The following is a 21,370-nucleotide window of genomic DNA, read 5'->3' as shown; positions in this document are numbered from 1 at the left end:
GGGCGATGAGCAGCAGTGCGGTCGTCGACGCCTCTGCGGCCATCCCCGCCGAGCTGCCGTGGGGTGCCGTGTGGGGGCAGGACGACGCCGTCGCGACGCTGCGGGAGGCGGCATCCGACCCCGCGTCGATGACGCACGCCTGGCTCATCACCGGGCCGCCCGGATCCGGCCGTTCCACCCTCGCCTACGCGTTCGCCGCGGCGCTGATCGCGGAAGACGGTGACGAGTCCGCGATGCGGCAGGTGCTGGCGGGCACGCACCCGGACATGACCGCACTGCGCACCGAAGGCGTCATCATCTCCATCAAGGACGCCCGGTCCCTCGTCGAGCGGTCCTACTTCAGTCCCTCGCTCGGTCGATACCGCGTGATCGTGATGGAGGACGCCGACCGCATGGTCGAGCGGACCTCCAACGTTCTGCTCAAGGCTCTCGAAGAGCCGCCCGAGCGCACGGTCTGGTTGCTGTGCGCTCCGAGCGAGGCGGATCTGCTCCCGACGATCCGCTCACGAGTGCGCACGCTGCGGCTGCGTGAGCCCGACGTCGCCGACGTCGCACGGCTCATCACCCAGCGCACCGGTGCCGACCCGGTCATCGCCGAGCAGGCCGCGCGTCACGCTCAGCGCCATATCGGCATGGCGCAGCGGCTGGCGACGGATGACGCCGCCCGCGCGCGGCGTGATGCCATGCTCCGCGGCGTCCTCGCGGTGCGGAGCGTCGGCGATGCGGTCGAGGTCGCCGGGCGTGTGGTCGCCGCGGCCACGGACGACGCGAAGGCCCTCACCGCCGAGCGAGACGAGGCCGAGCGGGCCTCGCTCCTGCGCACGCTCGGAATCGCGGAGGGCGCCGCGGTGCCCCCTTCGGTCCGCTCGCAGCTGAGCGCGCTCGAGGATGATCAGAAGCGTCGTGCGACCCGCAGTCTTCGCGACGGCATCGACCGCGTGCTGACGGACCTGCAGTCGATGTTCCGCGACGTCGTGATGTTGCAGTTCGGCAGAGGCGGCGCCGGCGGATCCGAGCTGATCAACCGTGAACTCGATGCCGAGCTCCGCGCCCTCGCCGCGGCGTGGCCCACCGACCGCACCTTGACCGTTCTCGACCGGATCGCCGAAACACGTCGCAACCTCGAGCAGAACGTCGCCCCCACCCTCGCCCTCGAAAGCATGCTCGTCACCGTCGCGAGCGGGAGGACTCCGTGAACACCAGCATCCCCTCCGTCCCTTTCCGGTCTTCGCGACGCACCCGACGCGTGCTCGCGGTGCTGGCGGGCGTCGTCACCGCTTCGCTCGCGCTCTCGGGTTGTCTGTACTCGCTGATCCCCGAGTCCCGCCCCACCTCGACCGCGAGTCTGCCGCCGGACACCGACGGCGTCGCGGACGATCTGCTGCCCTTCTACGAGCAGGAGCTGGCGTGGTCGGCGTGCGGGGCGTTCGAGTGCACGACCGTCACGGCGCCGCTGGACTGGGAGAACCCCGCGACCGGTGAGATCGAGCTGTCCGTCATCCGGCAGCGGGCCGACTCCGGCGAGGCGATCGGCTCGCTCCTGACCAACCCCGGCGGCCCGGGCGCGAGCGGTGTCGGGCTGATCCGCGACAGCATCGACTACGCCGTCGGTTCCGCCCTGCAGGAGAAGTACGACGTGATCGGGTTCGACCCGCGCGGCGTGGGGGAGTCCACGGCCGTGACGTGCCTGGATGCCGCGGCCATGGACTCCTACCTGTTCGACATCCCGGCCGACCCGCGTGGTTCGGACGCGTGGACGGCGGACCGCGACGAGCAGAATGCGCAGTTCGCCGCCGCGTGCGAAGCCAACAGCGACGGCATCCTGCCGTTCATCACGACCGAGAACGCCGCCCGCGACATGGACCTGCTGCGGGCGGTGCTCGGCGACAAGAAGCTCAACTACCTCGGGTACTCGTATGGCACCTTCCTCGGGGCGACGTACGCGAAGCTGTACCCCGAACGGGTCGGCCGCCTCGTGCTGGACGGCGCGATCGACCCCGCGATCCCGGGCAGCGACGTCAGCACGATCCAGGCGATCGGGTTCGAGAACGCCCTGCGCGCGTACATGGCCGACTGTCTGACGCAGTCCGACTGCCCGTTCAGCGGGACGGTCGACGAGGGGATGGCCGATCTCGGCACTCTGCTCGCAAGCGTCGATCAGTCACCGTTGCCGGCCTCCGACGGCCGTCAGCTCGGGGCCGACTCGCTTCTGACCGGAATCATCGCGGCGCTGTATTCGCAGGACAGCTGGCCCTATTTGACCGGCGCCCTCAGCGAGGCGCTGCAGGGCAACCCCGACGTCGCGCTCCAGCTCGCCGACTTTTACTACAACCGGCAGGACGGCGCCTACCTGGACAACTCGACCGAGGCGTTCCGGGCGTACAACTGCATGGACTATCCGCTGGAGGATTCCGAGGCGGCGAAGGCCGCGAGCGACGCCCGCATCGCGGCCGAGGCGCCGACGGTCGCCCCGTACTGGTCCGGGCCCGACCCCTGCGCGGTGTGGCCGTACCCGCCGACCGGCACCCGCGGCGCGATCACGGCCGACGGGGCCGCCCCGATCGTGGTGATCGGCACCACGAACGACCCGGCGACGCCGTACGAGTGGGCGGTCTCCCTTGCCGACCAGCTGAGCTCGGGCGTCCTCATCACGCGCGTGGGTGAGGGTCACACCGGATACAACAAGGGCAACGCGTGTGTGGACGACGCGGTCGAGGCGTATCTGCTCGAGGGAACAGTTCCGCAGGACGGGCTGCGCTGCGAGTGAGCGGGGGCCGCGCGTTCGCGAGGGCGCCGCGGACACTGTAGGATTGCTGATCGTGCATCGCGCAAGCGGCGCGCGCCACCTTAGCTCAGTCGGCAGAGCATCTCACTCGTAATGAGAAGGTCGAGAGTTCGATTCTCTCAGGTGGCTCCACACGTTTTCCGCAGGTCGCGCCGGCGACCATGAGTCACGAGGTTCGCCGACGGACAGGGGTGGATCACCGCCATGGGCCCAGCGCTGGACGCGGTCATCGAGATCTTCACGTGGATCGGGTTCGGCGCAGGCGCCTTCCTCGCCGGCGTCGCACTCGTCGCCTATCTGTTCGACGGAACGTGGGTCCCGGTGCGTGCGGTGGTGGAGTCGACCGATCACGGAAAGGTCGTCCGCTGGTTCGATGAGGCGGGCGGTGTCAACGAGGCTCCGTTGAACCACGAGCAGCTCGCTGCCGTCGGCGATGCCTCGATGTACGACATCTTCGCGCGCCGCGGCTGGAACAACCGGATGCGGCTCACCCAGCGCTCGCCCCTCGTACGTGCGCTCGCCCTGCTCGCCGCGGGCCTCATCGGCCTCGGCACGATCGCCCTGATCCTGTCCGGCGTGCTCCTGTTCGCGCGCGGCTGAGTCCGCGCGGTCGTACGCTCGGAGGATGAGCAGAGCGCTTTTCATCGTCGACGTCCAGAACGACTTCACCGAGCGGGGCGCGCTCGGTGTGACCGGCGGCGACGAGGTCGCGGAGCGCATCAGCACGTACCTGGCCGCGCACTCCTCTGACTACGAGATCGTCGTGGCCTCGCGGGACTGGCACGACGGCGACAACGACAACGGCGGTCATTTCTCGCCCGCGCCGGACTTCGTCGACACGTGGCCGGTGCACTGCGTCGCGGACACGTACGGCGCCGCCTACGACGACGTCTTCGACACCACCGCGGTCACGCACCACCTGAAGAAGGGGCAGGGAAAGCCTGCCTACTCGTTGTTCGAGGGGGTGTCGGATGACGGGAACACCGCTGCCGCGCTGCTCGACGAGTACGGCATCCGCGACATCGACGTCGTGGGACTCGCGACCGATTACTGCGTCCGCGCCTCCGCGCTGGACGCGCTCGCGCACGGCCGTCGGGTGCGCGTGTTCACCGACCTGGTCGCCGGGGTGCATCCCGAGTCGAGCGCCGCCGCGCTCGCGGAGATCGAGGCGGCCGGGGCCGAGGTCGTGGGGTCCGGCGGCTGAGCGTTCACGCCCGCTGGAGCGAAGTAGGCTGGACGGGCGGGCCTCTAGCTCAGTCGGTAGAGCATCGGACTTTTAATCCGCGGGTCGTGGGTTCGAGCCCCACGGGGCCCACAAGCAGTGAGGGACGCCGCGCCAGCGGCGTCCCTCACGGCTTTTCGGCCGCGTGTCGTCGAGAGTCCACCGCGGGGACGAGCCCCACGGGGCCCACAGCGGGAAAGACGAAAGAGGGGACGTCACCGCGGTGACGTCCCCTCTCCCTGGTCGAAACGACCGCCGGCACCACCTCGCAGGCGCCGGCGGTCGTCCCGCCCCCAGGGGCCTGACGAAGAGCGTCAGGCGTCTGTGATCACTGAGCCGGAGGCATCAGCACCGTGTCGATGAGGTACACGGTCGCGTTGGCGGTCTGGACGCCACCACAGATCACGGCGGACTGGCCGTTGACGACGATGTCGTCGCCGCTGCCGGTGACCTCGAGGTCGGCGCCGTTCACGGTGGCGTGCGTGCCGTCGATCTCGTCGGGCGCGATCTGGCCGGGAACCACGTGGTACGTCAGGATCGACGTCAGCAGCGTGCTGTCGGTCTTGAGCGTCTCGATCGTCGCGGGGTCGATCTTCGCGAACGCGTCGTCGACCGGGGCGAACACGGTGAACTCGTCACCGTTCAGGGTGTCGACGAGGTTGACGTCGGGGTTCAGCTGACCGGAGACAGCCGCGACGAGCGTCTTCAGCAGCGGGTTGTTCGATGCGGCGGTGGCCACCGGGTCGACAGCCATGCCCGCGACCGAACCGGCGCCGTCCGGCACTGCCTCGGCGTAGGCGGCGCAACCGGGGCCGACCAGGTTGGCGGCCGGATCCATCGTCGCCTCGGGCGCCATGGTCTCCTCTGCCGCCGGCGGGGCGGTGGTCTCTTCCGTGGTCGAACCGCTCGACATGGGCGAACATGCGCTCAGGGCGATTGCTGCGGCGACGGCCAGGGGTCCGAGCAGATACAGCTTCTTGCGGGACATCTTGTCCTCCTCGTTACAGCGGTTCCGGGCGGAACCGCGCTGCTAGTGGTGCTGTGGGCCGACCGAGTCGGTGATCCTGGTCGATCCGGCCTACACAGGGTCTTCGGGGCCCTGCCGCGATCGGATGGGAACTTTTTCGGGATCGTTTCTCGAGTGCGGCATCCGGGCACGTGTCAACCGTCGCGTCGCGTGCGCTCGCGCGCGCGGTACTAAGGCATGCTGGGACGTGTGGTGATCGATGGCGTGGAAGTCCCCGAAGACGCAGCAGACGGCGTCGATCATGCCGGCGAGCTGCTGCAGCGCATCGCCGGCGGGGATCAGGCGGCCTTCGCTCGCCTGTACGACATGCTCTCGCCCCGCGCCTTCGGCCTCATCCTCCGCGTCCTGGTGGACCGTTCGCAGAGCGAGGAGGTCCTCCAGGAGGTCTTCCTCGAGATCTGGCAATCCGCCGCGCGCTTCGCTCCGAACAAAGGTCAGGGAAGATCGTGGGTTCTCACGATCGCACACCGGAGAGCGGTGGACCGCGTGCGGTCCGCGCAGTCCAGTGCCGATCGTGATGTACGCGTGGGCTTCCGCGATATGGACGTCGCCCATGACGGCGTCTCGGAAGAGGTCGAGTTGAGGATCGAGGGGCAGCGGGTGTCACAGGCACTGGCCGCTCTCCCGGATCCTCAGCGGGAAGCCATCACCCTCGCATATTTCGGGGGCTACAGTCAGAGCGAGATCGCGGCACTTGTGGGGGCGCCGCTGGGGACGATCAAGACGAGGATGCGGGACGGTCTGTCCCGCCTTCGGGTGGAGATGGGGGTGACATCGTGAACGAGAAGGACTTCGCCGAGCTGGCGGCCGGTGCCGCCCTGCACGCGTTGTCGCCCGAAGACCGCGCCGTCTTCGAGGCGGCGCGGGAACAGCATCCGGAGTGGGAGCGTCACGTGTCGACGGATGCCGCAACAGCAGCGCTGCTGGCGGACCAGGTCGTCGAGGTGGCACCGCCACCCGATCTGCGTGCCGCCTTGCTGGCTCAGATCGCCGCGACCGCACAGCCGGAAGCCGAGCTCGCACCGGCCGGTGCGACCGCTGTCAAGGCCCGGCGCTGGGGTGCGCGGGCGTGGTTCGCGCTGGCGGCCTCCCTCGCGCTGCTGGTCGGCGTCGGCTGGGGCGCGGTGTTCGTGGGCGACATGCTGGCGACGCCGGCGTCGGTGGTCGCGCTGAACCAGATCGAGTCCGCGCCGGACGCGCAGTCCGAGACCGTCGCACTCGCCGACGGCGGCGAAGCCACCGCGCACTGGTCGGAGTCGGTCGGCAAGACCGTCCTGGTCACCGACGGGCTGCCCGAGATCTCCGACGACCAGACGTACGAGCTCTGGTTCGTGCGCGACGGCAGTGCGATCCCCGCCGGTCTCTTCGCGAGCGACGACGGAACGGCCACGGCGCTCCTGGACGGAGCGGTCGAGTCCGGCGACGTGATCGCCGTCACGATCGAGCCGGCCGGCGGTTCGCCGACGGGCCAGCCGACGTCGGATCCGATCCTCGCGATCCAGACCGCCTGAGCCCCCTCCGATCCCGGCGGGTAGCCTTGATCAGGTGAGCGATCAGTCGAGGGAGTTCCACAAACCTGTTCGGCGTCCAGCGGAACTCTTCGATCGGCGCTTCGCCGCGGAGGACCCGGCGGAGGTCTCCCGGGTCGCCCATTCGACCGCCGCGGCGCTGCTCGCGCGGGCGCGCCAGGATCCCGACGGCGAGGTCGTGGACCGGCTCGTGGCCTTCACCGCGCAGTACGGAATCGACGACATCGCCGAGCTGTGGTCGCGGTCACCGGCGCGTTCGCTGCCCGGCACCCTCTGGCGGCTGTATCTCGTGCAGCTCATGATCCACGACGACCCCCAGACGGCGGCGCTGCTGTACGAACGCGGCCGCGTCGAGATCACCTCCGTCGACCCGGTCGTCGCGGGCGCACCGACCCCGGCCGGTCCGGACGAGCTGGTGCAGCTCGTGGACACGATCCTGCGCGGGCTCTTCCAAGGGGACTTCGCCGTCGCCCTGGATCGCGCGGCGGCATTCTGCCGTGTGGAGGCGTCCGGGGCGACGCACCTGGCCGACGACTACGACCACACCGAACCCGACCGTGCGGCGGCGCTGACGACCCGCGCGCTGCGCCTGGCCGATTACGCGACGGATCTGACCGCGTGCGCCGCGCTGTGGCGACGCCAGTCCCTGACCTGACCGCGGACCGAGCCCGGACACGTGAGTGCCGGGCCGCAGAACGCCTCTCGGCGCGAGGCCGCTCTCGGCGGCAGAAGATGGAGCCCGGGGTTACTGCGGCCCGGCTGTTCCAGTGTAACCGAGGGGCGACGGCGGGCATTCCCGGATGCCGTCTGGATAGGCTCGGAGGATGGCCTGGCACCTGGCGCTCGTGATCGAACCCGCGGCATCCGACGACAGCCGCACGGACTTCTCCGCGACGTTCCGCGCGGTGGATCCGTCATCGCCGGTGCTGCCGCTCGGCGAGCTGAGCGCGCAGCGGGGCGACGGGGTCTTCGAGTCTTTGGGAGTCGTCGGGTCCCATCCCCAGGAGGTGGACGCGCACCTTCGACGGCTCGCGCGATCGGCGGAGCTCTGCGATCTTCCCGTGCCGCACGCGGAGCAGTGGCGGCAGGCGATCGAGCGGGTGGCCCGCGGCTGCGGACCGGGGGAGAGCGTCATCAAGCTCATCCTGAGCCGCGGGATCGAACACGGAGCGGGTCCGACGGCATGGGTCACTGCGGCGCCGGCGGCCGATTTCACGGCGGCGCGCCAGGAGGGGATCCGGATCGCGACCCTCGACCGCGGCTACGACAGCGGCGCGCCCCTGCGTGTGCCCTGGCTGCTGCAGAGTGCGAAGACCCTCTCGTACGCGGTCAACATGGCGGCCATCCGTGAGGCGAAGCGCCGAGGCGCGGACGATGCGCTGTTCGTCACCTCCGACGGCGTGGTGCTCGAGGCGCCGACGGCCTCACTCATCGCGCGCATCGACGGCGTGTTCGTCACGCCGACGCCGGCGGGCGGCATCCTTCCGGGAACCACGCAGGCGAGCATCTTCTCGTGGCTGCGGAGCGAAGGCGGCTCCACCGCCTCGCGAGAGGTGACCGCCGCGGATCTGGGACGAGCGGATGCCGCGTGGCTGGTGTCCTCCGTGCGTCTGGCCGCGCCGATCCGTGAGATCGACGGTGTGCGCCTCCCGGTGGATCTCGATCTCACCCCGCGGCTCAACGACTATCTGCTGAGCCCGCGCGACTGATCCGCGCTGCGGATCACCCGAAGCGACCGGAGACGTAGTCCTCGGTCGCCTGGACGCTCGGGGTCGTGAAGATCGAGCGGGTGTCGTCGTATTCGATGAGCTTGCCCGGCTTGCCGGTGCCGGCGATGTTGAAGAACGCCGTCTTGTCGCTCACCCGCGACGCCTGCTGCATGTTGTGCGTGACGATCACGACGGTGTAGTCGTTCTTCAGCTCACCGATGAGTTCCTCGATCGCGTACGTCGAGATCGGGTCCAGGGCCGAGCACGGCTCGTCCATCAGGATCACCTCGGGCGACACGGCGATCGCGCGAGCGATGCACAGACGCTGCTGCTGCCCGCCGGAGAGCCCGGAACCGGGCTTGTCGAGGCGGTCCTTCACCTCGTTCCAGAGGTTCGCGCCCTGCAGCGACTTCTCCACGAGTGCGTCCGCGTCGGACTTCGACAGGCGCTTGTTGTTGAGCTTGACCCCTGCCAGCACATTCTCCTTGATCGACATCGTCGGGAACGGGTTGGGGCGCTGGAACACCATGCCCACCTGACGGCGCACCAGGACGGGGTCGACGTTCGGACCGTAGAGGTCGTCGCCGTCCAGCAGAACCTTGCCTTCGACGCGAGCCCGCGGGATGACCTCGTGCATGCGGTTGAGGGTGCGCAGGAACGTCGACTTGCCGCAGCCCGACGGGCCGATGAACGCGGTCACGCTGCGCGGCTCGATGTCCAGCGACACGCCTTCGACGGCCAGGAAGTCGCCGTAGTAGACGTTCAGATCGCTTACTTCGATGCTCTTGGACACGATTCCTCTTGATTCGATTCGGGTGGGAGGCCGCTCAGCGGCCGAGCTTGGGGGAGAAGACCTTCGCGACCAGACGCGCCACGAGGTTCAGGGCCATGACGATCAGGATCAGTACGAGCGCCGCGCCCCAGGCGCGGTCGATGTAGGCCTGGGCGGGAATGCCCTGGTTCATGTACTGCGTGTAGGCGAAGACCGGGAGGGTCATCATGCGACCCTCGAACAGGTTGTAGTTCATCGAGGTCGCCACACCGGCTGTCAGCAGCAGCGGCGCCGTCTCGCCGATCACGCGGGAGATCGACAGCATGACGCCGGTCGTGATGCCGGCGATCGCGGTCGGCAGCACGACCTTGAGGATCGTGAGCCACTTGGGCACGCCGAGCGCGTACGCGGCCTCGCGGAGCTCGTTGGGCACGAGCCGCAGCATCTCTTCGCTCGAGCGGACCACCACGGGGATCATGAGGACCGACAGCGCGATCGCGCCCATGATGCCGAGGCGGATGCCGGGCCCGAGGAACAGCGCGAACAGCGCGTACGCGAACAGACCTGCGACGATCGAGGGGATGCCGGTCATGACGTCCACGAGGAACGTGATGCCGCGCGCGAGGCGCTTGCCGTCGCCGTATTCGACGAGGTAGATCGCGGTGAAGATGCCGATCGGGATCGAGATGACCGCCGCGGCGAGCGTGATCAGGAGCGTCCCGACGATCGCGTGCAGGATGCCGCCGCCCTCGCCCACGACATTGCGCATCGAGTTCGAGAAGAACTCCGCGGAGAAGGCGGCGACGCCGTTGACGACGACGGTGTACGCGACCGAGACGAGCGGCACCATCGCGATGAGGAAGGCGACGCTCACGATGCCGGTCACGAGCCGGTCGACGGCCTTGCGGCTGCCCTCGACGATCGAGGAGATCACGGTGATGAGCACGAGGTAGCCGATCGCGGACACGATCGCCCAGCCGGCGAAGCTGAACTCCGTCTCGCCGGCGACGGCGAGCATCGCGAACACCAGGGCGACCGCGGCGGCGGTCAGACCCAGGAGTCCCCACGGTGCCCACCGCGGGAGGCGGCCGCTCGTGAGTGACACCGAGGAGTGCGGCGCGACGGGTCGAAGGGCCGCCGTCTCGGGAACAGGAGGGGTCTGCGTCGTCGTCATGTCAGTTGGCTCCCGAGAATTCCTTGCGGCGGCTGACGATCCAGCGCGCGAGCGCGTTGACGGCGAAGGTGACGATGAACAGGATCAGACCGGTCGCGATCAGCACGTTGATGTTCGTGCCGTACGCCTCGGGGAACGTGAGGGCGATGTTGGCCGGGATCGTCGAGGGGTTGCGGGCGGTGAAGAGCTGGAAGGTGATCACGCCGGAGGCGGAGAGCACCATCGCGACGGCCATCGTCTCGCCGAGCGCGCGGCCGAGTCCGAGCATGGATGCCGAGACGATGCCGCTGCGGGCGAACGGGAAGACGGCCATGCGCACCATCTCCCAGCGGGTCGCCCCGAGCGCAAGAGCGGCTTCTTCGTGGAGGACGGGGGTCTGTAGGAAGATCTCACGGCAGATCGCGGTGATGATCGGGACGACCATGACCGCGAGCACGATCGCGGCGGTGAAGATCGTGCGGCCGGTGGCCGAGACCGGACCGCCGAACAGCGGGAACCACCCGGCGTTCTCCACCAGCCAGGCGTAGACGGGCTGGACCGCCGGGGCGAGGACGAGGATGCCCCACAGGCCGAAGACGACAGAGGGGACCGCGGCCAGCAGGTCGACGATGTAGCCGAGCGTCTGGGCGAGCCGGCGCGGTGCGTAGTGCGAGATGAAGAGCGCGACGCAGACGGCGAGGGGGACCGCCATGATCAGCGCCAGGATGGAGGCCCAGACCGTGCCGAAGGCGAGCGGCCAGACGTAGTCCCAGAAGTTCGTCGTGATGATCGACGCGTCTTCGTTCGTGGCCGTGACGCCGGGGATGGACTGCACGAAAAGGAAGATCGCTACCGCCGCGAGCGTCACCAGGATCATGGATCCGGCGAACAGCGCGGTGCGGGAGAACCAACGGTCGCCGGCTCGCTGCACGGTTCGGGCAGGCCGCGCGGTGGTGGTCGTCATGAGGTCCCGTTCGTGGTGGGAGGGGTGGGGAGGAATGCCCGGCCCGGCGGAGGATCCGCCGGGCCGGGCGGGAGGATCAGTCCGTGACGATCAGGTCGATCGCTGCGGTGATCTGCTCGCGCAGGGCGTCGGAGATCGGCGCACTGCCGGCCGCGGCGGCCGCGGCGTCCTGGCCCTCGGCGGACGCGGCGTACGAGAGGTACGCCTTGACGACCGGGGCGACCGCGGCGTCGTTGTACTGCTCGCACGCGATGCTGTAGCTGATGAGGATCAGCGGGTAGGCGCCGGCCTCGGTGGTCGTGCGGTCGATCTTGATCGCGAGGTCACCGGCGCCGCGACCCTCTTCCATGGTCGAGACGTCGGCGGCCTTGGCCGCGCCCTCGGGCGAGTATGCGACGTACTCGTCGCCGACCTTGATCGCCACGGTGCCGAGGTCGCCGGCGCGCGAGGCGTCGGCGTAGCCGATCGTGCCCTGTCCGCCCTCGACAGCGGCGACGACACCGGAGGTGCCCTGCGCCGACTCGGGGGTGACGGCGGTCGCCGGCCACTCCTCGACCGAACCGAACGTCCAGATGCTCTCGGCGTTCGCCGACAGGTAGTCGGTGAAGTTGCCGGTGGTGCCCGACTTGTCCGAGCGCACGACGGGGGTGATCGCGGTCGCGGGGAGCGTCGCGTCCGGGTTCTGGTCGGCGATCGCCGGGTCGTTCCACGTCGTGATCTCGCCGGCGAAGATCTTCGCGAGCGTCTCGGCGTCCAGGTCGAGCGAGTCGACTCCGTCGAGGTTGAAGATCACGGCGATCGGGGAGATGTAGAGGGGCAGCTCGACGATGTCGGTCCCCTCGACGCACGCGGCGAACGTGCTGTCCGCGATCTCGTCGCTCTTGAACGCACGGTCCGAGCCCGCGAACTGGATCGCGCCGGCGATGAAGGAGTCGCGACCGGCGCCGGAGCCTGCCGGGTCGTACGTGATCGTGACGTCGGGGTTGGCCTCCTGGACGCCGGCCGTCCAGGTCTGGACGGCGACTTCCTGCGAGGTGGCGCCGCCACCGGCGATCTCGCCCGAGATGGCGGGACCGGCGGATTCGGACGGGGTGGTCGACCCGCCTTCGTTTGCGGCGCAGCCGGCGAGGGCGAGGGCCGCGATGGCGGCGACAGCGCCCACCTGGGCGATGCGGGAGATTCTCACTGTGTGAATCCTTCACGTGTCAGGGATGTGAGCCCGGTGCAGGGCCCGCACTGACCGTAGGCGCGGGTTCTTAAGAGAGTGCGCTCGGATGGTGAACGGAAGGTGAACGGCGAGGATGTATTCGGGCGCATCGGATGCGCCGGGCGTCAGACCTTCGGCGCGTGCGTCTCGATCGCCACGATCCCCGAGCCCGGATTGTTCACGGAGAGATGCACCACGGAGAACGCCGCAGGCTCCAACGCCGACGCGCTGCCGAGGTAGGAGCCGCGCAGGGTCCCCGTGGCCATCGCGATCTCCGTGAGGATCTCGGGCAGTACCGGGCCGTGGCTGCACAGGACGACGGGCTTGCGCGCGCGCACGCGCTGCCCGACGATCGTGCGGGCGTCCGAAGTGCCTTCCTCCCACGCGTCCTGACTGATGAGCGCCGTCTTCTCGATCTTCCGCCCGAGCGCGGCCGAGATCGGGGCGACGGTCTTGACGCACCGGGTCGCGGGGCTGGAGATGATCTTGCGGGCACCGAAGGCGAGCAGGGGACCGACGATCGCGTTGGCCTGCTTCTTGCCACGTCCGGTGAGCGGTCGCGCGGCGTCCGCGGCGTCCCACTCCTCCCGGGGGAGCGCTTTCGCGTGGCGGAGCACGATGAGCGGGAACGTCTGCAGCACGCCTTCGTCGACGAGCCGGGCGAAGTGCTCGAGGATCTCCACGTCCACCGGATAGCTCAGGCGCCCGGCCGCCTTCTTCAGCGGCACCCACTCGAGGGCGGCGATCTCCTTGTTGGGCACGAACGCGGAGGCCCGGATGGCGGCGTCCGTGGCCTCGGCCGCCCAGTAGTGCACGATCTTCTGCCGCTTGTTCGGCATCCGGTATCGAGAGACGCCGACCGGTACACCCAGGCTCACCCGGATGCCGGTCTCCTCGAAGATCTCACGGCTCGCGGTCTCCGCGAGCATCTCTCCGGGGTCGACCTTGCCTTTGGGGAGCGTGACGTCGCGGTACTGGGTGCGGTGGATCAGCAGCACGAGGAGCTTGTCGTCGACGACGCGCCACAGCACCCCACCCGCCGCGTAGACGGCGGTCTCGGTCATCGCACCGCCCGCGAGCGGCGGCGACGCTGCACCGCGGCCATCGTTCGATCCTGGATGTCCACGAGCGGCTTGCCGTCGGCGTCGACGCTGTGACGCGTCCACTCGCCTTCCGAGCCGAGCCACCACGAGCTCGTTCCGTCACTCATCGCGAGGTCGAACAGCTCGGAGAGCTCGGTGAGGTGGGTCGGGGCGACGACGCGCACGAGCGCCTCGACCCGGCGATCGAGGTTGCGGTGCATCATGTCGGCGCTGCCGATGTAGACCTGCGGATCGCCGTCGTTGTCGAACATGAAGATGCGCGAGTGCTCGAGGTAGCGGCCGAGGATGCTGCGCACCCTGATGTTCTCACTCACCCCGGGAACACCCGGCTTGAGGGAGCAGATGCCGCGAACCCAGACCTCGACCGGAACGCCTGCCTGGCTGGCACGGTACAGCGCGTCGATGATCTGCTCGTCGACCATCGAATTCACCTTGATGCGGATGCGGGCGGGCTTGCCGTCCAGCGCGTTGCGGCGCTCCTTGTCGATCAGGCGCAGGAGCCCCTTGCGCAAGTGGAGGGGAGCGACCAGCAGGCGCTTGAACTTCTTCTCGATCGCGTAGCCGCTCAGCTCGTTGAACAGGCGGGTCAAGTCGCGCCCCACCTGGTCGTCGACCGTGAAGAGGCCGAAGTCCTCGTAGATGCGGCTCGTCTTGGGGTTGTAGTTGCCCGTGCCCACGTGGCTGTAATGGCGGAGCAGGCCGTCCTCTTCGCGGATGACGAGCGCGAGCTTGCAGTGGGTCTTCAGCCCGACGAGACCGTAGACGACGTGGACGCCGGCTTTCTCGAGCTTGCGGGCCCAGACGATGTTGTTGGCTTCATCGAACCGTGCTTTCACCTCGACGAGGGCCAGCACCTGCTTGCCCGCCTCGGCGGCGTCGATGAGCGCCTGCACGATCGGGCTGTCGCCCGAGGTCCGATACAGGGTCTGCTTGATGGCCAGGACGTGGGGATCCTTCGCCGCCTGCTCCAGGAACGCCTGCACGCTCGTCGCGAACGACTCGTAGGGGTGGTGGACGAGGACGTCCGCACGACGGATCGCGCTGAAGATGTCCGAGCGGCCGTTCTGCTCACGGGGCTGGAAGGCGAGTGCCGTCGTCGGGACGTGCGAGGGGTAGTGCAGGTCGGGTCGGTCGATCTTGGCGAGGTCGAACAGTCCGCGCAGGTCGAGCGATCCGGGCAGCCGGTAGACCTCCTGAGCGGTGATGTCGAGCTCGCTGATGAGGAGGTCGAGCGTCACGTCGTCCATATCGTCGCCCACCTCGAGGCGGATCGGCGGGCCGAACCGGCGCCGCAGCAGCTCGGCCTCCAGCGCCTGGATCAGGTTCTCGGTCTCGTCCTCCTCGATCACGACGTCCTCGTTGCGGGTGAGGCGGAACGCGTGGTGGTCGAGGATCTCCATGCCGGGGAACAGATCCTCCAGGTGGTTGGAGATCAGCTCCTCGAGCGGCAGGTAGCGGACGGTGTCGCCGTGCCGCGAGACGTCCACGAAGCGGGGCATCATGGGCGGCACCTTCAGACGGGCGAACTCCTGGCGTCCGGTCTTGGCGTTGCGGATCCGGATCGCGAGGTTCAGCGACAGGCCCGAGATGTAGGGGAAGGGATGCGCCGGGTCGACCGCGAGCGGCATGAGCACGGGGAAGACCTGCCCTTGGAAGTACTCCGAGACCCGGCCCCGCTCCTCGTCGGTGAGCTGATCCCACGAGATGACCTCGATACCGGCATCCGCCAGCGCCGGCCTGACCTGCGACGTCCACGCGTCCGCGTGCCGCAGCTGCAGGGCGTGCGCGTCGGCGGAGATGTCGGCGAGTACGTCCTGCGGGGAGCGGCCGACGTTGGTCGGCACGGCGAGGCCGGTGAGGATGCGGCGCTTGAGGCCTGCGACGCGCACCATGAAGAATTCGTCGAGGTTGCTGGCGAAGATCGCGAGGAAGTTCGCCCGCTCCAGCACCGGAAGGGCCGGATCCTCGGCGAGCTCGAGGACGCGCTGGTTGAAGGCGAGCCAGCTGAGTTCGCGGTCGAGGTACCGGTTGTCCGGCAACTCGGCGTCGGCGACCTCGGACAGGTCGAAGTCGTCGTCGTCCGCGTCGCCGAGGCCCGCGTCGAGCACGTCGTGTTCGATCATCCCCACATCATTGCAGGCGGGGGTGACGCGCGTGTGAACGGCTGCTACGCGCCGGTGCGTTCTCGCGGCGCGGGCAGCTGGTCCTCTTCGTACACGTTGAACCGGTAGCCGACGTTGCGGACCGTGCCGATCAGCTGCTCGAGGTCGCCGAGCTTGGCGCGGAGTCGTCGCACGTGGACATCGACGGTGCGCGTGCCGCCGAAGTAGTCGTATCCCCAGACCTCGCTCAGCAGCTGCTCGCGCGTGAACACCCGCGAGGGGTGCGTGGCGAAGAAGTGCAGGAGTTGGAACTCCTTGTACGTCAGGTCCAAGGGCTTGCCGTGGACCTTCGCCGAGTAGGACGACTCGTCGATCGTGATGCCCGAGGTCTGGATGCGCGTGGAGACGGCGTCCTTCGTCATGCGCCCGATCGCGAGGCGGATGCGAGCGTCGACCTCGGCGGGCCCCGCGGTCACGAGGATGACGTCGTCCACGCCCCAATCGGTGGACACGGCCGTGAGGCCGCCCTCGGTCACCACGAGCAGGAGCGGGGCGTCGAGGCCGGTCGTGTTGAGGATCTTGCACAGCGACTTGGCGCCGACCAGATCCAGGCGCGCGTCGACGAAGATGATCTCGGCGCTGGGCGCGTTCACGAGCTGAGCAGGTTCGGCGGGGATCTGCCGCACGCGGTGGCTGAGCAGTTCGAGCGAAGGCAGCACGGGCCCGCCGCCGGGAGCCGAGCTCAGAACGAGAAGCTGTGCCAAAACGCCGTCCTTCCGGCGCAGGGAGCGCCGCCGTCGGTCCAGTTTAGAGCGCTCGGCGGTCTCGGACGGATTCCGCGGGCGACACCGGGTGCGGATCGGTGTCGTCGTGCGCGAGAATGAACCCGTGGCCACCCCCGAACTCGCTCCTCGTCGCACCTTCGGCGGCGTGATCGCCGTGTGGGTGATCGCCGCGCTCCTCGGGGTCGCGATCGGGATCTTCGTGCCCGAGCCGTGGCGAGCCGCGTGGCTGACCGTCGGACTCGGCGGCTGCGTCGTGCTCGCGTTCGCGATCCAATTGTGGTTCGGGCGTTCGCAGGGCTTCACCGAGCGGGTCGCGGCGAGCACACTCGGGGCGCTCCTCACGATGGGCGTCATCAGCCTGGGCTTCGGCTTGGCGGCGGTCGTTCCCGGATAGACTGACGGTCATGGATCTCGTTGCGCTCGAACTGTTCTTCGTCGGGCTTCTCGCGCTCGCGTCCCTCGCGATCGTGTTCGTCTCCGGCGTCGTGATCAAGAACCTCTACCGCGGCCAGCGCTGACGGCGGCACGGTCGTGTTCGATCTGCCGACAGACCTGCCCGCCGACCTCGCACCGCTGTCCTGGCTCACCGGAGTCTGGGAGGGCACCGGTGTGATCGACTACGAGATCGAGGACCATCGGTTCGCCGGCGAGTTCCTCCATCGCGTGAGCTTCAGCCATGACGGCGGCTCGGCGCTGAACTACTCCGCGAGCGCGTGGCTGCTGCAAGACCCCGCCGAGGGCGATACCGAGCGCGGGCGGATCCCGCTGGTCTCCGAGATGGGCTACTGGCGGTTGTCGCGCGCCGCATCCGATGCCGACGCGGGTCCTGGTCTGCTGCCGGCCCGCACCGCCCCGGTCTCGCGCTCCGCCGACGACGTCGAGAAGCTCCGCAACGCCGAGGGCGGATTCGACATCGAGGCTTCGATCGTCCACTCGGACGGCATCAGCGAGCTGTATCTCGGATCCATCCGCGGCCCCCGGATCGACCTGGCCACGGACGCGGTCGTACGCACCGCCGGCACGAAGGTCTACGCTGCGGCAACCCGCATGTACGGTCTCGTCGACGCGCATCTGCTCTGGGCGTGGGACATCGCGGCGTACGGTCGCGAACTGTCCTCGCACGCGTCCGCACGCCTGGCGCGGGTGCAGTGATGGCCGACGTTTACGCCCGCGTTCCCGGCGCCGTGCTCGGCGAGACGGGACTGCGTCATCTCGGAAACCCGCTCGGCGAGCAGCGCGCCCTGACCGCCGGGCGCGCGATCGCTCCGCTGTCGGATCGACGCGTGCTCTCCGTCTTCGGCGAGGACCGGCTCACGTGGCTCGACTCGCTCTCTTCGCAGGCGCTGGCCCGCCTGTCGCCAGGAGAGAGCACCGAGCTGCTCGTCCTCGACCCCCACGGCCACGTCGAGCATGCGGCATCCGTTCTCGACGACGGCAGCACGACGTGGCTGATCGCCGACCGTGATGACGCCGAGGGGCTGCTGGCCTGGCTCGTGCGGATGCGCTTCCGTCTGCGCGTCGATCCGCAGGACCGCAGTGCCGATTTCGCGGTGTTCGGCGGGACGGCGGAGGCCGTGTCCGCGCTCGCCGTCGCGACTCCGGACGCCGTGCCGCTCGTCTGGCGCGATCCCTGGCCGGCCGTGGGCGCCGGGGGCCACGCGTACGCGGTACCCGCCGCGCATCCCGGCAGCGACCGGGACTGGGCGGAGGCGATCGTGCCGCGCGCCGAAGAGGAGACGATCGCGGATGCCGCTGCCGCAGGCGACCTGACGCTCGCCGGGACGGACGCCGCCGAAGCGCTGCGGATCGCGGCCTGGCGTCCGCGGTGGGCGGGCGAAGTGGACGCGCGCCTGCTGCCGCACGAAGTGGATTGGCTCCGCACTGCGGTGCACCTGGAGAAGGGCTGCTACCGCGGCCAGGAGACGGTCGCCAAGGTGCACAATCTCGGGCACCCGCCGCGCCGGGTCGTGGCGCTGCAGCTGGACGGCAGCGATTCGGTGCTGCCTGCCCGCGGCGACGACGTGCTCGTGGACGGTTCCGTCGTCGGGGCGATCACCTCCGCCGCTCGTCACTACGAGGAGGGTCCGATCGCCCTCGCGGTCGTGCGGCGCAACACTCCGGTCGGCGCCGAGCTCATCGTCCGCACCGCCGAGGGCGACGTCGTCGGGGCGCAGGAAGTGATCGTGCCGCCTGAGGCCGGGGCGACGGCGAACGTGCCGCGTCTTCCCCGGCTCGGCCGCCGAGCCGGCTGACGGGACGATGAGCGAGGCCGCCGAGCCGACCACGACGGCGATCGCGACCGGGTGGCGACGCCGGCTCGACCCACGCCGGGGACTGCGGCGCGTCGGGGGATCGTCGATCGCGATCCTGCAGATCGTCGTGGCTGCGACGGGGGCGTACGCGTTCGCGGCGTATGTGCTGGGTCACCCGGCGCCGCTCCTCGCAGCGACCGTGTGCGTCTCCAGCCTCGGACTCGTGCGTGACGCTCGCCCGCGGCGCGTGCTCGAGACGGTCCTGGGCATGCTGGTCGGCATCCTGGTCGCCGAAGTGCTCCTTCTCGTCGCCGGTTCCGGCTGGTGGCAGCTCGCCCTGGCTCTGGGCCTCACCCTCGTCGTCGCCCGGTTCCTCTCCGCACAGGCGAGCTTCGCGATCGCCGCGGCGATCCAGGCGCTCATCGTGATGGTGATCCCGGCGAACACCCCGTTCCAGCGGCTCATCGACGGGGTCGTCGGCGGGATCGCGGCGCTCGTCGTGACCGCCCTCATCCCGCGCACGCTTCAGCGGGAGGAGCTGCGCACGGCAGCTGCGGTGTTCGCCGCGGTCGAGTCGGCGACGCGGACGATGGCGCAGGCCCTGCGGCGCGGTGATCGGATGCGGGCCGAGCGCGGACTCGAGAAGGCTCGCGCCCTGCAGCCTCTCGTGGATGCCTGGGCCACGTCGTTGGATTCCGCGATCGCGATAGCCAAGATCTCGCCGTTCCTCCGCCGTCATCGGTCCGAGCTCGAGCGCCACGACCGGGTGCGGCAGTCCATGGACCTCGTGACCCGCAACCTGCGCGTGATCGCGCGGCGGGTGGTGTACCTCTGTGAGGACGGCGCCCCGCGACCGATCGACGCCGACGTCCTCACCGAGCTCGCGCGCGGGGCTGAGCTCATCGCGCAGTCCCTGTCCGACATCTCCGCCGAGCCTGTCGCGCGCGAGGCCGTGAGGGCCGTCGCGGTCCGACTCGACCCGGCGGCGATCCTGCCGGACGGATCGGCGGGCGAGCTGAACTTCATCGCGGCGCTGCGTCCCCTCGCGGTCGACCTCCTCACGGCGACCGGGATGCCCGGCGCCGAGGCGCGGGCCTGCGTGCCCCGCATCTGAGCAGGCGGCGCTCAGCGCGGCGCGACCGCGTGCCACGGAACGGTGAGTTCGCCCAGGCGCCACCGTCCGCGCGCCTGTACGGGCACGCCGCGATCACGCAGGGCGCCGAGCGCCGCCTCCCAGCGCTGCACGGGACCGAACGGCGCGAGGCCGGCCGCGCGCTCCCATTCCCGCTCGAGCTCGACCAGCAGGTCGTGGATCCGCTCGCCCGGGACGTTGCGGTGGATGAGCGCCTTCGGCAGACGTTCCGCGGCGATCGCGGGCGACTCGAGCCTCGTCAGGCGCAGCGACACCGTGAGCGTCTGGGGCTCGCCGCGGTCATCGATCCCGACCCATGTGCAGATGCGCCCGAGCTCGTCGCACGTGCCCTCGACGAGCAGGCCGCCGGGCTGCAGGCGCGCCGCCATCCGCTGCCACGCCGCGGCGACATCCGTTTCGTCGTACTGCCGAAGCACGTTCATCGCCCGGATGACCGAGGGGCGGCGGGAGACGGGGACTTCGAACCCGCCGAGCGCGAAGTCGACCCGGGCATCGGGGGCGAAGCGCGTGCCGCCCGCGCGGACCGCGGAAAGCTGCTCACGCGCCCGCAAGACCCGCGCCGGGTCGATCTCCAGCCCGATCACCTCGACGTCGGGGCGCGTGCGATGCAGGCGCGCGGACAGCTCGAGGGCAGTGACGGCGCTCGCCCCGAACCCCAGGTCGACCACGAGCGGGTCCGTCGTCCGCCGCAGCGCCGGATGACGCGCGATCCAGCGATCCACGCGTCGCAGGCGATTCGTGCCGGTGGTACCGCGCGTGATCTGCCCGACAGGGGCGCGGCCCGAACCCATCAGGCCATGATGGCAGGCTCCCCGCCGTCCGGGGGACGGCAGGCCGCTCGCTATCATGGGGGCCATGACCGCGCCCTACACGCTGATCCTCCTCCGCCACGGCCAGAGCGTCTGGAACGAGCTCAACCTCTTCACCGGATGGGTCGATGTCCGGCTCTCCGAGAAGGGCAAGGCCGAAGCGACCCGCGGTGGTGAGCTGCTCGCCGAGGCCGGCATCCTGCCCGACGTCTTGCACACGTCGGTCCTCAGCCGCGCGATCCAGACGGCGAACCTCGCTCTGGACGCCGCCGACCGGCTCTGGATCCCGGTCAAGCGCACCTGGCGCCTGAACGAGCGTCACTACGGCGCGCTGCAGGGCAAGGACAAGGCTCAGACGCTCGAGGAGTTCGGTCCCGAGCAGTTCATGCTGTGGCGCCGCTCGTTCGACGTCCCGCCGCCGCCGCTCGACGACGACTCCGAGTTCAGCCAGGTCCACGATCCGCGCTACGCGGGAATCGACGGCGAAGTGCCCCGCACGGAGTCGCTCAAGCTCGTGATCGACCGCTTCCTGCCCTACTGGGAGAGCGACATCGTCCCGGATCTGCGCGCCGGCAAGACCGTCCTCGTGACGGCGCACGGCAACTCGCTGCGGGGCCTGGTGAAGCACCTGGACGGCATCAGCGACGCCGACATCGCCGAGCTCAACATCCCCACCGGCATCCCGCTCGTCTACCGTCTGGGCGAGGACCTCGCGCCGCTCGGCCCGGGCGAATACCTCGACCCCGAAGCCGCCGCAGCCGGCGCCGCGGCCGTCGCGAGCCAGGGCAAGAAGTAACC

Annotated in this window: 22 protein-coding genes and 2 tRNA genes; 15 read left to right on the top strand and 9 right to left on the bottom strand. The window is 69.7% G+C overall.

Going from position 1 to position 21,370, the window contains the following annotated elements:
- The first annotated feature begins 5 nt into the window (after window positions 1–5).
- The 6 genes from AB0P18_RS12370 to AB0P18_RS12345 all read left to right on the top strand — a co-directional run bounded on the left by AB0P18_RS12370 (window position 6) and on the right by AB0P18_RS12345 (window position 4,100).
- On the top strand, window positions 6–1,196 hold the full coding sequence (locus AB0P18_RS12370; protein WP_344055181.1) for a DNA polymerase III subunit delta': 1,191 nt from the start codon (window positions 6–8) through the stop codon (window positions 1,194–1,196).
- The gene (locus AB0P18_RS12365) at window positions 1,193–2,767 is read left to right on the top strand and encodes an alpha/beta hydrolase (RefSeq protein WP_363360274.1); all 1,575 of its coding nucleotides are present in this window, start codon (window positions 1,193–1,195) and stop codon (window positions 2,765–2,767) included. The genes AB0P18_RS12370 and AB0P18_RS12365 overlap by 4 nt, the downstream gene beginning before the upstream one ends.
- A gap of 74 nt (window positions 2,768–2,841) precedes the next feature.
- Window positions 2,842–2,917: transfer RNA gene (locus AB0P18_RS12360), tRNA-Thr, on the top strand.
- A 72-nt stretch (window positions 2,918–2,989) separates the two neighbouring features.
- On the top strand, window positions 2,990–3,385 hold the full coding sequence (locus AB0P18_RS12355) for a hypothetical protein (RefSeq protein ID WP_344055177.1): 396 nt from the start codon (window positions 2,990–2,992) through the stop codon (window positions 3,383–3,385).
- Window positions 3,386–3,410: 25 nt separating this feature from the next.
- Entirely contained in the window at window positions 3,411–3,989 is a 579-nt protein-coding gene (locus AB0P18_RS12350; RefSeq protein ID WP_363360273.1) for an isochorismatase family protein, read from the top strand.
- A gap of 38 nt (window positions 3,990–4,027) precedes the next feature.
- A tRNA-Lys gene (locus tag AB0P18_RS12345) sits at window positions 4,028–4,100 on the top strand.
- Between the two features lie 235 nt (window positions 4,101–4,335).
- Here the strand turns inward: AB0P18_RS12345 and AB0P18_RS12340 are convergent.
- Window positions 4,336–4,995 carry a fasciclin domain-containing protein gene (locus AB0P18_RS12340; RefSeq protein ID WP_344055174.1) on the bottom strand — a complete coding sequence of 220 codons (660 nt, stop codon included), beginning with the start codon at window positions 4,993–4,995 and terminating at the stop codon, window positions 4,336–4,338.
- Between the two features lie 216 nt (window positions 4,996–5,211).
- Here AB0P18_RS12340 and sigK point away from each other — a divergent pair, with 216 nt between their 5' ends.
- The 4 genes from sigK to AB0P18_RS12320 all read left to right on the top strand — a co-directional run bounded on the left by sigK (window position 5,212) and on the right by AB0P18_RS12320 (window position 8,272).
- A complete protein-coding gene (gene sigK, locus AB0P18_RS12335) occupies window positions 5,212–5,814 on the top strand; it encodes an ECF RNA polymerase sigma factor SigK (RefSeq protein ID WP_363360272.1) in 603 nt (200 codons plus the stop codon).
- Window positions 5,811–6,545, top strand: a complete 735-nt coding sequence (locus tag AB0P18_RS12330; protein WP_363360271.1) for an anti-sigma factor — start codon at window positions 5,811–5,813, stop codon at window positions 6,543–6,545. Before sigK ends, AB0P18_RS12330 begins: the two co-directional genes overlap by 4 nt.
- A gap of 34 nt (window positions 6,546–6,579) precedes the next feature.
- Window positions 6,580–7,218 carry a DNA-directed RNA polymerase subunit beta gene (locus AB0P18_RS12325; RefSeq protein WP_363360270.1) on the top strand — a complete coding sequence of 213 codons (639 nt, stop codon included), beginning with the start codon at window positions 6,580–6,582 and terminating at the stop codon, window positions 7,216–7,218.
- Between the two features lie 169 nt (window positions 7,219–7,387).
- Window positions 7,388–8,272 (top strand): aminodeoxychorismate lyase, encoded by an 885-nt coding sequence (locus tag AB0P18_RS12320; RefSeq protein WP_363360269.1) that lies wholly within the window; start codon window positions 7,388–7,390, stop codon window positions 8,270–8,272.
- Window positions 8,273–8,285: 13 nt separating this feature from the next.
- On the opposite strand, the gene pstB is transcribed toward AB0P18_RS12320, so the two are convergent.
- The 7 genes from pstB to AB0P18_RS12285 all read right to left on the bottom strand — a co-directional run bounded on the left by pstB (window position 8,286) and on the right by AB0P18_RS12285 (window position 16,337).
- Window positions 8,286–9,065, bottom strand: coding sequence for a phosphate ABC transporter ATP-binding protein PstB (pstB, locus tag AB0P18_RS12315; RefSeq protein WP_344055164.1), 780 nt, complete (start codon window positions 9,063–9,065; stop codon window positions 8,286–8,288).
- Window positions 9,066–9,099: 34 nt separating this feature from the next.
- Complete coding sequence (gene pstA / locus AB0P18_RS12310) at window positions 9,100–10,218, bottom strand: phosphate ABC transporter permease PstA (RefSeq protein ID WP_363360268.1); 1,119 nt, start codon at window positions 10,216–10,218, stop codon at window positions 9,100–9,102.
- Window position 10,219: 1 nt separating this feature from the next.
- Window positions 10,220–11,161 (bottom strand): phosphate ABC transporter permease subunit PstC, encoded by a 942-nt coding sequence (gene pstC / locus AB0P18_RS12305; RefSeq protein ID WP_344055160.1) that lies wholly within the window; start codon window positions 11,159–11,161, stop codon window positions 10,220–10,222.
- Between the two features lie 76 nt (window positions 11,162–11,237).
- On the bottom strand, window positions 11,238–12,347 hold the full coding sequence (pstS, locus tag AB0P18_RS12300) for a phosphate ABC transporter substrate-binding protein PstS (RefSeq protein WP_344055158.1): 1,110 nt from the start codon (window positions 12,345–12,347) through the stop codon (window positions 11,238–11,240).
- A 146-nt stretch (window positions 12,348–12,493) separates the two neighbouring features.
- Window positions 12,494–13,432, bottom strand: coding sequence for an NUDIX domain-containing protein (locus AB0P18_RS12295; protein ID WP_344055157.1), 939 nt, complete (start codon window positions 13,430–13,432; stop codon window positions 12,494–12,496).
- Window positions 13,429–15,594: an RNA degradosome polyphosphate kinase gene (locus AB0P18_RS12290; protein WP_363360266.1), complete on the bottom strand. Its 2,166-nt coding sequence runs from the start codon at window positions 15,592–15,594 to the stop codon at window positions 13,429–13,431. The genes AB0P18_RS12295 and AB0P18_RS12290 overlap by 4 nt, the downstream gene beginning before the upstream one ends.
- A 44-nt stretch (window positions 15,595–15,638) precedes the next feature.
- Window positions 15,639–16,337 (bottom strand): response regulator transcription factor, encoded by a 699-nt coding sequence (locus AB0P18_RS12285; protein WP_344055153.1) that lies wholly within the window; start codon window positions 16,335–16,337, stop codon window positions 15,639–15,641.
- Between the two features lie 124 nt (window positions 16,338–16,461).
- Between AB0P18_RS12285 and AB0P18_RS12280 the strand changes: the two genes are divergently transcribed.
- From AB0P18_RS12280 to AB0P18_RS12265, 4 genes are all read left to right on the top strand, one after another.
- Window positions 16,462–16,752 carry a hypothetical protein gene (locus AB0P18_RS12280; RefSeq protein ID WP_344055151.1) on the top strand — a complete coding sequence of 97 codons (291 nt, stop codon included), beginning with the start codon at window positions 16,462–16,464 and terminating at the stop codon, window positions 16,750–16,752.
- Between the two features lie 137 nt (window positions 16,753–16,889).
- Entirely contained in the window at window positions 16,890–17,510 is a 621-nt protein-coding gene (locus tag AB0P18_RS12275; RefSeq protein WP_363360264.1) for an FABP family protein, read from the top strand.
- Window positions 17,510–18,610 (top strand): glycine cleavage T C-terminal barrel domain-containing protein, encoded by a 1,101-nt coding sequence (locus AB0P18_RS12270; RefSeq protein WP_363360262.1) that lies wholly within the window; start codon window positions 17,510–17,512, stop codon window positions 18,608–18,610. Before AB0P18_RS12275 ends, AB0P18_RS12270 begins: the two co-directional genes overlap by 1 nt.
- A 7-nt stretch (window positions 18,611–18,617) precedes the next feature.
- Window positions 18,618–19,724, top strand: a complete 1,107-nt coding sequence (locus AB0P18_RS12265; RefSeq protein WP_344055145.1) for an FUSC family protein — start codon at window positions 18,618–18,620, stop codon at window positions 19,722–19,724.
- Window positions 19,725–19,735: 11 nt separating this feature from the next.
- Here AB0P18_RS12265 and AB0P18_RS12260 read toward each other — a convergent pair whose 3' ends face one another.
- A complete protein-coding gene (locus AB0P18_RS12260; protein WP_363360260.1) occupies window positions 19,736–20,554 on the bottom strand; it encodes a class I SAM-dependent methyltransferase in 819 nt (272 codons plus the stop codon).
- Between the two features lie 64 nt (window positions 20,555–20,618).
- Here AB0P18_RS12260 and AB0P18_RS12255 point away from each other — a divergent pair, with 64 nt between their 5' ends.
- Entirely contained in the window at window positions 20,619–21,368 is a 750-nt protein-coding gene (locus AB0P18_RS12255) for a phosphoglyceromutase (RefSeq protein WP_344055141.1), read from the top strand.
- The last annotated feature ends 2 nt before the right edge of the window (window positions 21,369–21,370 follow it).

The sequence above is a fragment of the Microbacterium sp. NPDC064584 genome (assembly GCF_040687315.1).
In the GTDB taxonomy this organism is placed as follows: Bacteria; Actinomycetota; Actinomycetes; order Actinomycetales; family Microbacteriaceae; genus Microbacterium; species Microbacterium lacus.
Note: the sequence above shows the minus strand (reverse complement) of the source record. Positions and strands in the feature narration are given on the sequence as shown.

Excerpts from the sequence above, each read along its gene's own strand:
- AB0P18_RS12340 (WP_344055174.1), bottom strand. The coding sequence starts at position 4,995 with ATGTCCCGCAAGAAGCTGTATCTGCTCGGACCCCTGGCCGTCGCCGCA.
- AB0P18_RS12295 (WP_344055157.1), bottom strand. The coding sequence starts at position 13,432 with ATGACCGAGACCGCCGTCTACGCGGCGGGTGGGGTGCTGTGGCGCGTC.
- AB0P18_RS12350 (WP_363360273.1), top strand. The coding sequence starts at position 3,411 with ATGAGCAGAGCGCTTTTCATCGTCGACGTCCAGAACGACTTCACCGAG.
- AB0P18_RS12260 (WP_363360260.1), bottom strand. The coding sequence starts at position 20,554 with ATGGGTTCGGGCCGCGCCCCTGTCGGGCAGATCACGCGCGGTACCACC.
- AB0P18_RS12255 (WP_344055141.1), top strand. The coding sequence starts at position 20,619 with ATGACCGCGCCCTACACGCTGATCCTCCTCCGCCACGGCCAGAGCGTC.
- AB0P18_RS12265 (WP_344055145.1), top strand. The coding sequence starts at position 18,618 with ATGAGCGAGGCCGCCGAGCCGACCACGACGGCGATCGCGACCGGGTGG.
- AB0P18_RS12370 (WP_344055181.1), top strand. The coding sequence starts at position 6 with ATGAGCAGCAGTGCGGTCGTCGACGCCTCTGCGGCCATCCCCGCCGAG.
- AB0P18_RS12270 (WP_363360262.1), top strand. The coding sequence starts at position 17,510 with ATGGCCGACGTTTACGCCCGCGTTCCCGGCGCCGTGCTCGGCGAGACG.
- AB0P18_RS12290 (WP_363360266.1), bottom strand. The coding sequence starts at position 15,594 with ATGATCGAACACGACGTGCTCGACGCGGGCCTCGGCGACGCGGACGAC.
- pstC (WP_344055160.1), bottom strand. The coding sequence starts at position 11,161 with ATGACGACCACCACCGCGCGGCCTGCCCGAACCGTGCAGCGAGCCGGC.
- pstA (WP_363360268.1), bottom strand. The coding sequence starts at position 10,218 with ATGACGACGACGCAGACCCCTCCTGTTCCCGAGACGGCGGCCCTTCGA.
- sigK (WP_363360272.1), top strand. The coding sequence starts at position 5,212 with ATGCTGGGACGTGTGGTGATCGATGGCGTGGAAGTCCCCGAAGACGCA.
- AB0P18_RS12320 (WP_363360269.1), top strand. The coding sequence starts at position 7,388 with ATGGCCTGGCACCTGGCGCTCGTGATCGAACCCGCGGCATCCGACGAC.
- AB0P18_RS12355 (WP_344055177.1), top strand. The coding sequence starts at position 2,990 with ATGGGCCCAGCGCTGGACGCGGTCATCGAGATCTTCACGTGGATCGGG.